At 59.7% G+C, this 12,825-nt stretch carries 11 protein-coding genes; 4 read left to right on the top strand and 7 right to left on the bottom strand.

What is annotated here, in order from left to right; all coding sequences use genetic code 11:
* Positions 1-145 precede the first annotated feature (145 nt).
* Together AWB69_RS37590 and AWB69_RS37585 are read right to left on the bottom strand one after the other, a co-directional pair.
* Positions 146-1,300: an FAD-dependent oxidoreductase gene (locus tag AWB69_RS37590; protein WP_062091853.1), complete on the bottom strand. Its 1,155-nt coding sequence runs from the start codon at positions 1,298-1,300 to the stop codon at positions 146-148.
* 153 nt (positions 1,301-1,453) lie between these two features.
* Positions 1,454-1,804, bottom strand: coding sequence for a hypothetical protein (locus tag AWB69_RS37585; protein ID WP_062091852.1), 351 nt, complete (start codon positions 1,802-1,804; stop codon positions 1,454-1,456).
* Positions 1,805-1,957: 153 nt separating this feature from the next.
* On the opposite strand from AWB69_RS37585, the gene AWB69_RS37580 reads away from it, so the two are divergent.
* The 3 genes from AWB69_RS37580 (at position 1,958) to AWB69_RS37570 (ending at position 5,462) form a co-directional block, all read left to right on the top strand.
* Entirely contained in the window at positions 1,958-3,202 is a 1,245-nt protein-coding gene (locus AWB69_RS37580; protein WP_062091851.1) for a hypothetical protein, read from the top strand.
* A 929-nt stretch (positions 3,203-4,131) separates the two neighbouring features.
* Complete coding sequence (locus tag AWB69_RS37575) at positions 4,132-4,959, top strand: AraC family transcriptional regulator (protein ID WP_062091850.1); 828 nt, start codon at positions 4,132-4,134, stop codon at positions 4,957-4,959.
* A gap of 77 nt (positions 4,960-5,036) precedes the next feature.
* On the top strand, positions 5,037-5,462 hold the full coding sequence (locus AWB69_RS37570; RefSeq protein WP_062091849.1) for a cupin domain-containing protein: 426 nt from the start codon (positions 5,037-5,039) through the stop codon (positions 5,460-5,462).
* A gap of 194 nt (positions 5,463-5,656) precedes the next feature.
* On the opposite strand, the gene AWB69_RS37565 is transcribed toward AWB69_RS37570, so the two are convergent.
* The 5 genes from AWB69_RS37565 to AWB69_RS37545 all read right to left on the bottom strand — a co-directional run bounded on the left by AWB69_RS37565 (position 5,657) and on the right by AWB69_RS37545 (position 12,516).
* Complete coding sequence (locus tag AWB69_RS37565) at positions 5,657-7,309, bottom strand: FAD-dependent oxidoreductase (RefSeq protein ID WP_062091848.1); 1,653 nt, start codon at positions 7,307-7,309, stop codon at positions 5,657-5,659.
* A gap of 567 nt (positions 7,310-7,876) precedes the next feature.
* Positions 7,877-8,395 (bottom strand): hypothetical protein, encoded by a 519-nt coding sequence (locus tag AWB69_RS37560; RefSeq protein WP_156529111.1) that lies wholly within the window; start codon positions 8,393-8,395, stop codon positions 7,877-7,879.
* 267 nt (positions 8,396-8,662) lie between these two features.
* Positions 8,663-9,229: a hypothetical protein gene (locus AWB69_RS37555; RefSeq protein ID WP_062091846.1), complete on the bottom strand. Its 567-nt coding sequence runs from the start codon at positions 9,227-9,229 to the stop codon at positions 8,663-8,665.
* A gap of 398 nt (positions 9,230-9,627) precedes the next feature.
* Positions 9,628-11,307: a methyl-accepting chemotaxis protein gene (locus AWB69_RS50490; protein WP_062091845.1), complete on the bottom strand. Its 1,680-nt coding sequence runs from the start codon at positions 11,305-11,307 to the stop codon at positions 9,628-9,630.
* Positions 11,308-11,769: 462 nt separating this feature from the next.
* Positions 11,770-12,516 carry a M15 family metallopeptidase gene (locus tag AWB69_RS37545; protein WP_062091844.1) on the bottom strand — a complete coding sequence of 249 codons (747 nt, stop codon included), beginning with the start codon at positions 12,514-12,516 and terminating at the stop codon, positions 11,770-11,772.
* Between the two features lie 41 nt (positions 12,517-12,557).
* Between AWB69_RS37545 and AWB69_RS37540 the strand changes: the two genes are divergently transcribed.
* Positions 12,558-12,825, top strand: a 268-nt coding sequence (locus AWB69_RS37540) for a sensor histidine kinase (protein ID WP_331712710.1), incomplete at its 3' end; no start/stop codon positions are given.

Raw genomic sequence — 12,825 nt, 5'->3', positions numbered from 1 at the left:
CAGTCCCATTGCCGACTGGTGTTACTGCCGAGTCGTCACGGGTTTCGCTGAAGTGCAGATATTGGCCCGATCCACCAAAGAAGCGAATTCAACCAAGGATGAGTTGCACAACTCCTTTATGCCGGACCAGCCGCCCGGCATGCGGCTAGCGTGCAGAGAACATCTCCACCACGCTTTGAGGAGCGCCGTTGCCGAAGAAGCGCCGATGATTCTGAGCCGTCTGATCAGCGAAGGTGGCGCTGCGAGGAAAGAGCGCCCGTTCATACGTTGCCAGCGCAGACTCTATGTCGCCAGGATGGTCGCGCAGCGCTTGGCCGAGTTCGGCGCCATCAAAAATAGCGAGATTGGCTCCCTCGCCCGCGAACGGCGACATCAGATGAGCAGCATCGCCCACGAGAGTAACGCCGGGAACGCGTTCCCAACGGTGGTCGACCGGCAGGGCATGAATGGGCCTCACGACGGGCGTAGTGTCGCTATCGGTGATCAATGCCCGGAGTTGGGTGGCCCAACCCTCGAACTCATTTGCGAGGTGTTTCAATGCGGCCGCGGGCTGACTGAAGTCGATGGCGCCGATCCACGCTTCAGACCTGTTCAACGCGACGTAGGTGTGCAGTGTGCCGTTCGCGTAACGGTGCGCCAGAATGCCTTTGCCCGGCTCGACCGCCATCAGCGTGCAGCTGCCGATTGCCTTCGCGCTGGCTGCGTGTCGGATATCGCCGTCAAAGAGACTGATCTCCACGAAGGTCGTGCCGATGTACGCTGGCTTTGCAGTAGAAACAAGCGGACGAACTCTTGACCAGGCTCCGTCGGCCCCAACCAGCAGATCTGTCGTCGTCGAGCCGTCGGCAAATACCAGGTGGTGCTGCCCGTCGGCGAGGCGGTTCGCCTGTGCGAGCTTGCAGCCCCACCGGATGGCGTCTGCAGGCAGGGACTCGATCAAGAGACGACGCAGCGCGCCCCGGTCGACCTCAGGCTTGGTTGTACTACCCGAGCCGGGCTTGTCGAGCAGGACGTCGCCGTGCCTGTTGACGACACGCTTGGCATCTTCGCCTGGGAGTGCGAGGCCGAGGAACTCCTCGTGCAGACCAGCGGCCTTCAGCCCAATCTGGCCGTTGTATTCGTGGATGTCCAGCAAGCCGCCCTGCGCTCGCGCATCGGGCGATGCTTCGGCTTCGTAGATTGTCGCGGGGATGCCGTTGACGTGCAGGACACGTGCCAGCGTCAATCCGCCAAGTCCGGCGCCGATGATGGCGATGCGGGGATGAATCGAAGGATACAAGGAGTCGAGGTGGCTTTTCATGGCGCGTTCCGGTAACTACGAACATGCGCGCGGGCGCGCGCGAGTTCATAGAAAGTCCGACATATGTCGGGGGAAACGCTGGCCAACCTTGCTCGAAGAAGCTTGGGTGACGTGTACGCGGCTATCCGATAGCGAAGCTCAAGAGCAAAACAATCAGACGGCCGTTTTTCGCGGTATTCGAGAACGAATTGTCGCACGGGCTGCCGCCCCGGGCAATCCATGCGTCGTTAGGAACTGCGTTCCGACCAACGTGAAGAGGATGCCTGCCGGAAAGCGGCCGCTGTCGACGATGACATGCTCGTCGGTTTCGAGCATGAACCGGTTGACCGCTGCGCGCGTTGTCACGGGGTGGGAGATTTTCGATGCTTTGGCGAACGCCTTGCGGGCGTTCTCGAGGCCGAACTTTTCCACCGACGGCGGCGCGAACTGAGGCGTGCTATGGCCGCCGGAGCAGGCAAGAATTTCCGGACCGACAACGTCGGTATTGCTATGGTTGTTCGGCATATAGTCTTTCGCCTAGGTTATACCCGGAAACACTATCCTGAGCCCTTAAGGACCTGTTAAAAAGAGCCGATATCCCGGAAGCGGGACTGGAAGTCCGGTCCGGAGATTGGAGAATCCCACGCGGTCTGTCGCACGGAATTCCGAGGTGAAAGTATGGAAAAAAAAGTGCTCGTCGCGGTAGCCGCTGCGCTTATGTCTTCTGTGGGTGCGCTGCATCCTGAATCCGCCCGTGCCGCTGATGCTGAAGCCTCGGCCTTCGAAGACTCGACCGTCGACGCATCTCTCGATCCCGGCGAAAAACGCGTCTCCGCCGAAGCCGACATTCAGGCGCGCCTGGCAGACCTGCGCTATGCGTATTTCATCGGCTATAACGCGCGCGCCAGGGAAGACTCGAAATCCTATACGACCTTGGGCGACGAGGTGAAGCATCGGCAAAAGAAGCTTGCTGCGCCGGCCATGCCCGCATCGCCGAAGCCGGTTGCCGAGCGGGTTGCACCCCCAAGGCGGGTCGTAGCGCAGGCCGCGTCGCTGAAGCAAGTATCCGCGCCGGTCACATCGCCGAAGCGGAATGCTGCTGCGCGAGCCATGCCGTCCAGGCAGGTCATCGCGCAGGCCGGGCCTGTGCCGCTGAAGCACGGTCCCGCGCAAGTCGCGTCTGTGCCGCCGAGGCGGGTCTCTGCACCGGTCGCGTCGTTCAGGCAGGCTACAGTGCGGGTTACGCCGTCTAAGCGGGGTGAAATGCAACCTGTGCCTCTGAAGCAGGTTTCTACGCGGACTACGTCGCCGAAGCTGTTTGCCACCGAGTCCGAGCCTCCGATACTGATTCCGACGCAAGCCGTGACGGCATTGCCGGAAGGAAAATCGGACAATGATGACGACGCGCAGCTGACGCAGAGGCGCGATTTCCAGAACGCTCAGCGGGCGGTGCCGCAATATCGGCAGGCCGATGAGGAACCGCAATACGCCGTGGAGCAAGGAACTCAAGCGGCTCCGCCGACGCAAGCAGCGCACAACCGGCAACCTCGGCAATATCAGAATCAGCAGCCCCAGCAATACGCGGCGGCGCCGGCCTATAACCGGATGTCAACAGAGTCCCAGGAGTCAGGTGGGTACGCCGGGCGGGAGTACGCGCCGCCGCCCCCGTCGCCTCGAACCGTTCAGGCTAACCAGTACGCGCCAGCTCCGTATCCGCCCGCTCGGTACCAACCGGCTGCCGTGCAGTCCGCCTATGTACCTCGGCCGCCCACTCAAGCGGCGGCGCAGCAGGTCATCATAGTGGGCCGCCCGCCTACCTATCCGGCATATAACAAGATGTACACGCCGCCTGAACTGCGGCGGCCGTACCCCGCCGGTTACGGCAATCCGGCGCAGCCAGCCGGATATCAGGGATGGGAGTAGGCCACTCACTCGCATGTGCCGCCGGGCGCGCTGACTCACGTATGCAACGGGCCGTAATAGGCGTCCCGTTTCCATGATGGAAGCAGCATGCGCGTGCCGGCCACATGCGATGGCACTGCAGTGACTCCGATTCCCCATCAGGGCGATACCTGCTCACAGGGCGTCCATGCAGAATAAAAATCATCCCATCCATCGATGGTGAGCACGCCCTTTAGCAGCCTGCGCTGGCATTTGTCGATGGCCGTGGCGAACCTCTGCTGCCGACGTCAATGGACGAGTATTTTTGTTAAGGCTTATTCGACGTCTGCCCACATGCGCCGCGGCAGACTCACGATCCGGTGAATGAGGGCTGGCATCGAATAACCCTTAACAAGAGTGTGACTTCGCTAATGCAGAAAGCTGCCGTCCGTCTCCTCGACGACGCCTGTCAGCAATCGACCACATTGCTGACGTAGAACCCAGCGCATCTCAATGTCCGCAATGGCCGAAAAGCAGCCCCGCCCTCTTCCGTCGGGATGCCTTGCAGACAAGCACTAAGGTCTCGCCTAAGTTCGGCCATTCCAGCCGCATCCTTGTACCGCCACCCTGCTAGCTCCAAACCGATTGCCGTGATAATTAAGCGTTATCGCCGCGATGCCACTTGACCATCCGCTTAAAACGACTGGATTGCGTTGGCTGACCAGCACTTGACAACTTACCGCTCATAGAAGTCGACCCCGAACCTCCGTTGGAACTTCGCCGAAGCTGCCATTCGGAACCGCGCGCTCCCCTGCGGGAGGGTCGCGTTTCAAGCCGGCACGACGACCGTAGCGCGACGTTGCGCGTGGACTGTCTTGTGCGACAATTCAATTCGGGCAGCGGCTGTACCGTGCCGCGCCCAGCCGTCCGTGCCGCAGCGCGACACCTGAGGCCATCCAGGGCCTTACATCATGAACCGACAAACACCGCTCTTATGCCCCGACTGGGTGAGACGTGCCGAGCCGATAGAAGGCGTCGAGCGCATCGAAGCGTGGTTTCACGGCAAGGCGTATGCCATGCACCGCCACGACACCTATGCGATCGGCCGCACGCTCGCCGGCGTCCAGAGTTTCAGCTACCGGCGTGACCAGCGAAACAGCCTGCCCGGCAACACGATCGTATTGCATCCCGACGAGGCACACGACGGCCAGGCGGGCACCGAGGAAGGGTTCCAATACCGGATGATCTACGTTGAGCCCGCGCTCTTTCAGGACGTGCTCGGCGGACGCGCGCTGCCGTTCCTCGAAGGCGGGGTGACGACCGATCCGCGCCTTGCAGCGGCAACCGCGACGTTGCTGCAGCACGTCGGCTATACGCTCGAGCCGCTCGAACAGAGCGATGCGCTCGCCGAACTGGCGCACGCGCTTGCCGCCGTTGCCGGCACGCCCGCACGCCGCTCGAAAGGCGACTTCCTTGCGGCGCGGCGCGCACGCGACTATCTGCACGTGAACTGCGCGCGCGTCGTCACGCTTGAAGAACTCGAAGCGGCGACGGGCCGCGACCGCTGGAGCCTGTCGCACGACTTTCGCACCTTCTATGGCACGAGCCCATACCGTTATCTGACGATGCGGCGCCTCGATGCGGTGCGCCGCATGCTGCTCGCCGGCACCTCCCTCTCTCACGCCGCTGCGGCCGCGGGTTTCGCTGATCAGAGCCACATGACGCGGCAATTCTCGAAGACATTCGGGCTGACGCCGGGGCACTGGCTCCAGATCGCGGGCAGCGTCCCGCGCACCTGAAAACACCCACGATCGTTCAATACTGCCCCACGGAGCATGCTTATCCTCGACGCATTGACCCTTGAACGGAGAGAACGATGTCCCAATCCTCGAACCACAGCGCCGTGCCGGCCGAGCGCGGCCAGTGCCAGACCATCGACCTGACGGCCAAGATCGCGCAGATCGACGGTTACTGGCAACCGCGCGTCGTCGCTGAAATGAACGACTATCAATTCAAGGTCGTGAAAGTCGAAGGCGAGTTCCAGTGGCACCGGCATGCCGATACTGACGAAACGTTCATTGTGCTCGAAGGCGAGTTGCGTATCGAATTTCGCGCCGGGCCTTCGGGCGACGGTTCGATCGTGCTGAGTGCTGGTCAGATGGCGGTGGTACCGAAGGGCGTCGAGCACAAGCCCTGTGCAAACGCAGAGGTGAAGCTGCTGCTGATCGAGCCGCGAGGAGTGGTGAACACGGGCGACGGCCCGACGGACAAGCGTACGGTCGAGAACGACCAGTGGATTTAAGTCGCCCCCGGCGTATGGCAGGTGAGACGCGAGTGCGGGCGCGCCTGGGCGAGTCTTCGGAGGCGCGATTGTTGTCGATTTTGACGCGTCAGTTCAACTGCTCCTTCTGGCCGCGCTCTCCCTGACGAAGCGGACGTTCAAAATCAGTCGAAATCCGCTACGGCAAACACGCATACGCCTTGTCGCACCCAATTCTATCCGGCGTCGTGCTGCAAATATTTGTGGGCAAACGCGATCGCCATGCTGCCTTCGCCGACCGCTGAAGCGACGCGCTTCACCGGGCTCAATCTCACATCCCCACAGGCAAACACGCCAGGAACACTCGATTCGAGGAGGTAAGGATCCCGGCTATGGGACCAGCGTCCCGCCTTGACGACGTCGTCGCCGGTGAGAACATATCCGCGCACATCGCGTGCGATTTCCTCCGGCAACCACGCAGTCTCCGCATCAGCGCCAATGAACACGAACAATGCACCACAGTCGTGTTGGCGCACCTCTGCGCTCAACCCATCGCGTACGTCGATCGCTGTCAGATGGGTATCGCCGCGCGCACCGACTACTTCCGATCGCAGTTGCACCCCTACGTTTGACTTCCCACGAAGCTGCTCGACCAGGTAGCGAGACATGCTCTTCTCCAGCGAATCACCTCGCAGAACAAGCGTAACCATGCGCGCATGATTGGCAAAGTACAGCGCTGCCTGGCCGGCCGAGTTTCCACCACCGATCAGATAGACGTCGAGGCCGTGAGTAGCGTTCGCTTCGCTGCGTGACGCGCCGTAGTAAATGCCCTTACCGATAAACCGGTCGAAGCCGTCGATCGCGAGGCGGCGCCACGTGACGCCAGTCGCGAGAATGATCGTTCGCGCCCGGACGACGTCGCCTCCGTCGAGGTGAACGCTACGCCCGGCGACATCGATTCGAGCGACAGACCGTGTCACCAGAATCTCCGCACCGAGCCGCCTTGCCTGCTGCAGTGCGCGGCTCGCCAGTTCGTCGCCCGACACGCCGTTGGGGAAGCCGAGGTAATTCTCAATCCGCGAGGAGGTCCCGGCCTGGCCGCCTGGCGCTTCGCGCTCCAGCACCACGGTACGCAAGCCTTCCGACGCACCGTACACTGCCGCGGCGAGACCGGCCGGCCCACCACCAATGATCATCGTGTCGTATTCGGCGAGGCGAGGCTGTGTCTGCAGACCCAGCAACTCCGCAAGCTCTCGTGTCGCAGGTCGGCTCAGCACCGTCCCGTGTACCAGTCGCAACACCGGGCAATCCTGCTCTGGCGGACAGGTTCCAGGCCAGCGCGCCGCCACTTCGGGCGCATCCGGTGTCATCCAGTCGTAGCTGATCTGGTTGCGGGAGAGGAACTGGCGCAACGCGTTACAAGCGGTGTCCCAGCGACTTCCAATCATGGTCACGCGGGCCTTGGGCGGCTCGGCGGAGAGGCCCTGCAATCCGCCAATCCGCTCGCGCGCAAGGGCGCCCATCTTGACCGCGATTTCCGGCGACGCCGCAGCAAGTACGTAGTACCGCTGAGCGTCCACGCGCATGACACGCGACGGTTCCGCGGCCCGATAGGCGCCTGGAAAGGGCGAACTCAGCGCGAGCGGCACTTCGCCAAAGATGGTTCCGGGCAAACGCCAGCCCAGCGTGCGCTCGATACCGTCGAACGTCTTGATGACTTCCATCTTGCCGGACACAACGGCGTACAGCGCGCGCTCTCCACCTTCATGGACCGCGAACTCACCCGCGCACAGATGCAGGTCCGCGCACGTGTGCGCGAGATGTTCCAGTTCGTCGTCAGGGAGTGTTGAAAACAGTGGGATCGCCCGGATGTCGTCGATTGTTAGCATGGCTTCGTGCAAACAGGCAATTGAGGTGAAGCTCCGGCCACCTGGTTTCACGTCGCCCGCCTGGCCGAAAGAACATTCGCAAGCAGACGGCTCAGCCCCTGGCGTTCGATCCGAGGCGGCACAACGCGGTTAGTCTTGCCGCACCGGGTGCACCAATACCGCTCGAAAAGTTATGCGAACGCATACTACAACTGCGCGATAGACAGCAGGCAGACCAACCCAGTATAGGACTCTCGGATGCCAATGTTTATTCGCTGGAGCCGGTTCACCGGTCCAAGCGCAGCGATAGCGTTCGCCGCTCCTCCAAGGCAACCGAGGTCGGCTTTGTGCCTCACGACACGAATGACGGCTCGTGGCCGAACCCGGAACGCCGGCAACCACCCGTCAGTGACCTGCGCGACCTCGGTGCGAACATCGCTTGTCGCCCCTCTACGGCCCCTCAGCGTTCTCGATAACGGACGTTCGGGCCTCCTCGCCAATACTAAAGGCGGTCGTTGTCGAATGAACATCCGGACGTCCGATATTCGGTGGCCCCGCGCAAACTTGCCACGGACACTTCCGTCGCGGCTATTCGTCAGACACCTGCCTCTTCGCTTTTTTAACAACGCAAACTTTCTTGGCTTCTAGCATGGGCGTCATGCGATAAACAGCTATCTGACTAAAGCGTTCACCTTTGACCCGGAGGACAGCATAGGTGCTGCCCCGCCATTTCCCAAAGTAAATGAATGCGTTGCCGCAGTAACCCGCTTCCTGAGAAAAGCTGTCGAGGGTTGAATTGCTTATTAAGCTATAGCCTTCCGCGGTACGGCCCAAATAGGTATCCCGCACGCAAAAAGCACTGCCAACGTAACGGGAGATTCTTACAATGGCACCAGGTCTGCCGCTGATTTGTACGTCAGTCACTCGCCCAGTCGTATCCGCATATTGAACCAGTTCGGTTCGGATGGAATCGGCGGCACCTGGTGCAGCGTTCTCCCAAAACTGACTAGCCCGAATCTCTTCTGCGGTGCAGTGATCAAAGCACAGTTCCCGCGAACCCAAATTCGAAATATCGGTGTGTGGGTGCTGCCGGTCCAACTGGGACAATGCCCTTTCAAAGTGCTCGCACGTTGCTTGTGCATCCACAACCCTGCTATAACTTCCGAGGCACGCCAGCGACGCTGATGCAATTACAGCCCTCGTGAATATGAGCATGTGCGGAGTATCCCTTCGATGTCCAGTTCCGTGACCTCAAACCGGTTTGTCAGGCTCGTAGATGCAGATCACCAACAATCCGGGCGGCGATGTCAAACGGCCGATAGCGGCCCCCGCTGCCTCCCGGACGGACGCTGTCTGCCTGCGCCAAGGCCTCCGTCACTGAGGACTTTCGTCGCCGCGAAGCGCCTTGGATCGATCCGACCAGATCCCTTTCTTTTCACTCCTTGCCAGTTTCTCTGCTTCGACGATCCGCTGGCGAAATGCCTGATACTGTTCTTCTGTCACGAGTCGCTGCGGCGTCGCCTTGATTGAAGACGAACCGCCAGATTCCGCTTTAAGCGCGCTTATGTACTCTACGGGATCGGCCATCACGCCACCCGGAAAATCGCCGTCCCTTACCAGAGAAACGTTCAGATTCTCGTCGCCGCTCACAATCCACACATAGTTGATCGTGCCCAACTTCCCTCCCGTCGGCAGCGTGTCGACGATTATTACGTTTGCCTCCGGGTGACCCACGAGCCATTTACCGATTTTTTGGTCCACGCCGTCTGAGCGAGGAGAGACGAAAAATCCATTTCCAAGGAGACAATAAAGAGCCCTCTCGCCGCTCCTCTGCGCAAATATTGACTTGAAATGCAACTCTTCAGCGCTGAACGAAGTCTCAGCGAAACAGGTCGGGGTAAAGACAATACCTGCTAAAACTGCATATTTCAAAATGGACATGCGAGATCCCGTAGGCGTCGGCTCATAGACTCTTACGTTGGGCCAGACTAGCAGTAATCGAATTATGGCCTGTCTTATCCAGCCGCCTCGAATTGCCTGCTTTAGGTAGCACGGAGAAAGACGCGGTGCCGCCCGCGCATTGCGACCGGAGGCTCTCCAAGGGTTCACTCTTTGGTAGATGAGAAGCAGTTTTCCCTGCCGAGTCGTTGATTGTCGCCGATCTCCATTTCGAAGTCGAACGTCTCAAATTGGCCGAGTGCTGCCTCATGCAATGGGCATGAGCAGCTTGAACCTCGACAAGTTGCGATCAGCAGCACGCGACCCGATCCAGACGCTCGAATTTCCCACAGCGGCCGTTCAGCCGCCTTGCCAATCCCTGACCACTACACTGAATCCTTTCAGTACTGACCTTGGATTGCCGGGGCACCCAGCCTTCCGGCTCGGTTCGTATCGCGAAGTACTTTGGCAGCCATTCTCGCCGGTGCTGTCAGGCTACTAATGGCAGAGGCGGCGCCGTCCGACAGTTTGAACACTGCCACGGCTTGCACCAATTGCTGGGCTTGGGACTTCAGGCTTTCTGCAGCCGCAGCACTCTCTTCTACCAACGCAGCGTTCTGCTGCGTAACCTGGTCCATCTGGCTCACAGCCTCACCCACTTGCCCCATGCCGACGCTCTGCTCGTTGCTGGCCACACTGATCTCACCCATGATGTCGGTCACGCATTTGATCGCACTGACGATCTCGGTCATTGTCGTGCCAGCTTGATTAACCAGGGCAGTACCCTGTGTTACGCGTTCGACGCTGGTTGAGATCAGCGTCTTGATTTCCTTGGCCGCGGCTGCGCTGCGCTGTGCCAGGTTGCGCACTTCCCCGGCAACTACAGCGAAGCCACGACCCTGGTCACCCGCACGCGCCGCTTCCACGGCAGCGTTCAGCGCCAGAATATTAGTCTGGAAGGCGATACCGTCGATCACGCTGATAATCTCGGCAATCTTCTTCGAGCTGTCGTTGATACCGGTCATCGTTTCGACGACCTCATCGACAACCGCTCCACCTTTGACGGCGATCGTACTCGCGCTCTGCGACAGTTCATTAGCCAGCTTGGCATTTTCTGCGTTTTGTTTGACGGTAGCTGTGAGCTGTTCCATCGAAGCGGCGGTTTCTTCCAGAGCGCTCGCCTGCTCCTCGGTGCGACTCGACAGGTCCAGATTGCCCTGAGCGATTTGCGCGCTCGCCGTAGCAACACCGTCGGCGTTCTCGCGTACGTTCGACACAACTAGCAACAGACTGTCGCGCATGTTCTTCAGCGATGCCATCAGGCTACCTGTGTCGCCGGGCCGCAGGTTATTGCTTACGCTGAGATCGCCTGCCGCGACACTTTTCGCCAGGTCTGCGGCTGTTGCCGGCTCTGTTCCCAACTGCCGCGTCAGGCTGCGCGTCAGCCAAGCGCCGATTCCGATTCCGGTCAAGGCAGAAAAGATCACCAGGGCGATCATGAGATTGCGACTTTCCACATACAGATTCTGGTTGGATTCGGCCGCTTCCTTCGCGTCTTCCTGCTTCCTGCTCACCAGGGTGCTCATCAGTTCGTCAACCTTGTTGACCTTCTGCCGGAAATTGCCGAACAAGTTTTCGGTGAGCTCACTGCGATCCTGCAACGGAGCAGTGCTCGCTTTCGTTCCCATCTCCTTGAAGGCCTGAGCGTAGTCACGCCAGCTCTGATCGAGCTCGGCGAAGACCGCTTTACCTTTCTCGCTCCGGTACAGCGGCCTGGCATTGTCGAGCGTATCCCGCGCCCGCGCGAGGTTTTTCTCGCTTCGGTCCAGGAAGCCGGCCCGCTGCTCAGCGCTGGAGGCCAGAATGGCGTTGCTCATTGAGCGGCCAGCCTCCAGCAGATCGATATTCGCGTTCTGGGTCAAGGATAGCCCCACGAGGTCAAGGTGGTAGACCTTGTCACCCTCGTCGTTAATCTGGGACATATTACGGATGCCGATCCCGCTGACGACCGCGCCGATTGAGCATACGAGTACAAAGGCGCTGATCAGTTTGGTGCCGAGTTTCATGTCGCTGAATGTCATGTTGCCGTTCCTTGAAGTTGAAGGACTTTTCCCATTGCAAGCGATCGCACGAGGCGCGGGCAAACTCTGCACACAGTTTCGGGAGAAAATCAGACCTCGTCCCCAAGTTCATCTGCAGATCGCAGCAAACGGACGCATTTGTTCGTAATACAATTAGTAATCCCTTGTGTAGTTTATCCACTACGTAGCGGCGGCTCATGTTCAGACCGGCCTAACACAAGTGCTCTAAGAGTATTTCGGCGTTGGCGCACCGAACTTGAGAGTCTGTGCGTATAGATTTACCCTCATGCGTTACCCTACGCAGAAGATCGGGGACAAAGGTGCTGGGCGATCCCCGATCCGAACGATGGCACTCACTGAAGCCTTGTCGCGATTGTCAGCAATCCGCAGGGTGCCGTCGAACGGCCGAAAGTGGCCGGGATGCGCCTGACCAGTCAGCGAAGGTCAATGGACAACTTCCTTTCAGATCGTTATAGGACCTTCGACGGGGCCGTACAACGCGTGGGGATGTTGTGTCACAGTTGCCCAGTACTTGTCGCCGTATGACCAATGCCACCACTCAAACGGGTAATTCACGAAGCCAGCGCTCTCCAACACCGCGAAAAGCCGCGAGCGGTTGTCGAGAGCATCAGATGAAAGATCATTGAAATGTGAAAAACAAGCGCCTTTGGAAGCGGCTTCGTCTTCGTCATAGCCGCACCCCAGATCGACCTCCAGTCCTCTTCGGTCGCATAGCGTCACGTCGATTGCCCCGCCGCTCGGATGTCCGGCGACCCAAGGAGGGGCGATAAAACGTGCAGTTCGCTCCATGGCCTCTTGTTCGCTTAGATCGGGATTTTCCGACCAAATGCGGTCTAAACGCCGTTCGAAATAAAATTTCTGCAGCGAGGCCGGACGCAGTGACTCTTTTACGAGGATGGAAAAGTCTCCGGCCAGCGTTGTCGCTGCATCGACCAATCGACGAGAGACTGTTTCTCGTACAGCGAATGTCGGTGTATATCCGAGGCAGGTGATGTTCGCCGGTGAGTCGTCGATCATCACTTTGGAATGCAGACCAACCAGCGAGACAAGCCGCTCCCCGCATTCCACAGTGGGCGTCGCCCCGACCAGAGGATCAGACAAACTGAGTAGCTTCATTGTTGGGATACCTTGCAACTTGACGGCGATAAATCGTGGGAACCGGAGATTGTCGACGTTCCTAACCACCATGTCGAATGTCTCCTCATGGCCGAGGCAAGTCGGAGAGTTGAATGGTCGGCTCCGCAGCATCACCGAAGACGACGCCGGAGTTGGCAAAGACGGCTCGCACGCTCAATTGCGTGGATTGCGTGCTGTGGATCGCGCTAGATGTGGACTGCCAGGATCCGCTGATGCAGATCAACCTCTACCGTGCGGCACAGGAAGCAGTCAACAACACGCTGAAATATAGCCACTGCCGCCACATTTGGATCGACCTGGAGCGGGCAGAGGGTATGCAGACGCTTTCAATCAGTGACGACGGGGTGGGCGTCGGCCAGG

This window comes from Caballeronia udeis (assembly GCF_001544555.2).
Taxonomy (GTDB): Bacteria; Pseudomonadota; Gammaproteobacteria; order Burkholderiales; family Burkholderiaceae; genus Caballeronia; species Caballeronia udeis.
This window is presented reverse-complemented; position numbering and strand designations above follow the sequence as displayed.

Bases quoted from the DNA above. Each gene is read 5' to 3' on its own strand.
- AWB69_RS37590 (WP_062091853.1), bottom strand. From the start codon at position 1,300: ATGAAAAGCCACCTCGACTCCTTGTATCCTTCGATTCATCCCCGCATC.
- AWB69_RS37585 (WP_062091852.1), bottom strand. From the start codon at position 1,804: ATGCCGAACAACCATAGCAATACCGACGTTGTCGGTCCGGAAATTCTT.
- AWB69_RS37580 (WP_062091851.1), top strand. From the start codon at position 1,958: ATGGAAAAAAAAGTGCTCGTCGCGGTAGCCGCTGCGCTTATGTCTTCT.
- AWB69_RS37575 (WP_062091850.1), top strand. From the start codon at position 4,132: ATGAACCGACAAACACCGCTCTTATGCCCCGACTGGGTGAGACGTGCC.
- AWB69_RS37570 (WP_062091849.1), top strand. From the start codon at position 5,037: ATGTCCCAATCCTCGAACCACAGCGCCGTGCCGGCCGAGCGCGGCCAG.
- AWB69_RS37565 (WP_062091848.1), bottom strand. From the start codon at position 7,309: ATGCTAACAATCGACGACATCCGGGCGATCCCACTGTTTTCAACACTC.
- AWB69_RS37555 (WP_062091846.1), bottom strand. From the start codon at position 9,229: ATGTCCATTTTGAAATATGCAGTTTTAGCAGGTATTGTCTTTACCCCG.
- AWB69_RS50490 (WP_062091845.1), bottom strand. From the start codon at position 11,307: ATGACATTCAGCGACATGAAACTCGGCACCAAACTGATCAGCGCCTTT.
- AWB69_RS37545 (WP_062091844.1), bottom strand. From the start codon at position 12,516: ATGGTGGTTAGGAACGTCGACAATCTCCGGTTCCCACGATTTATCGCC.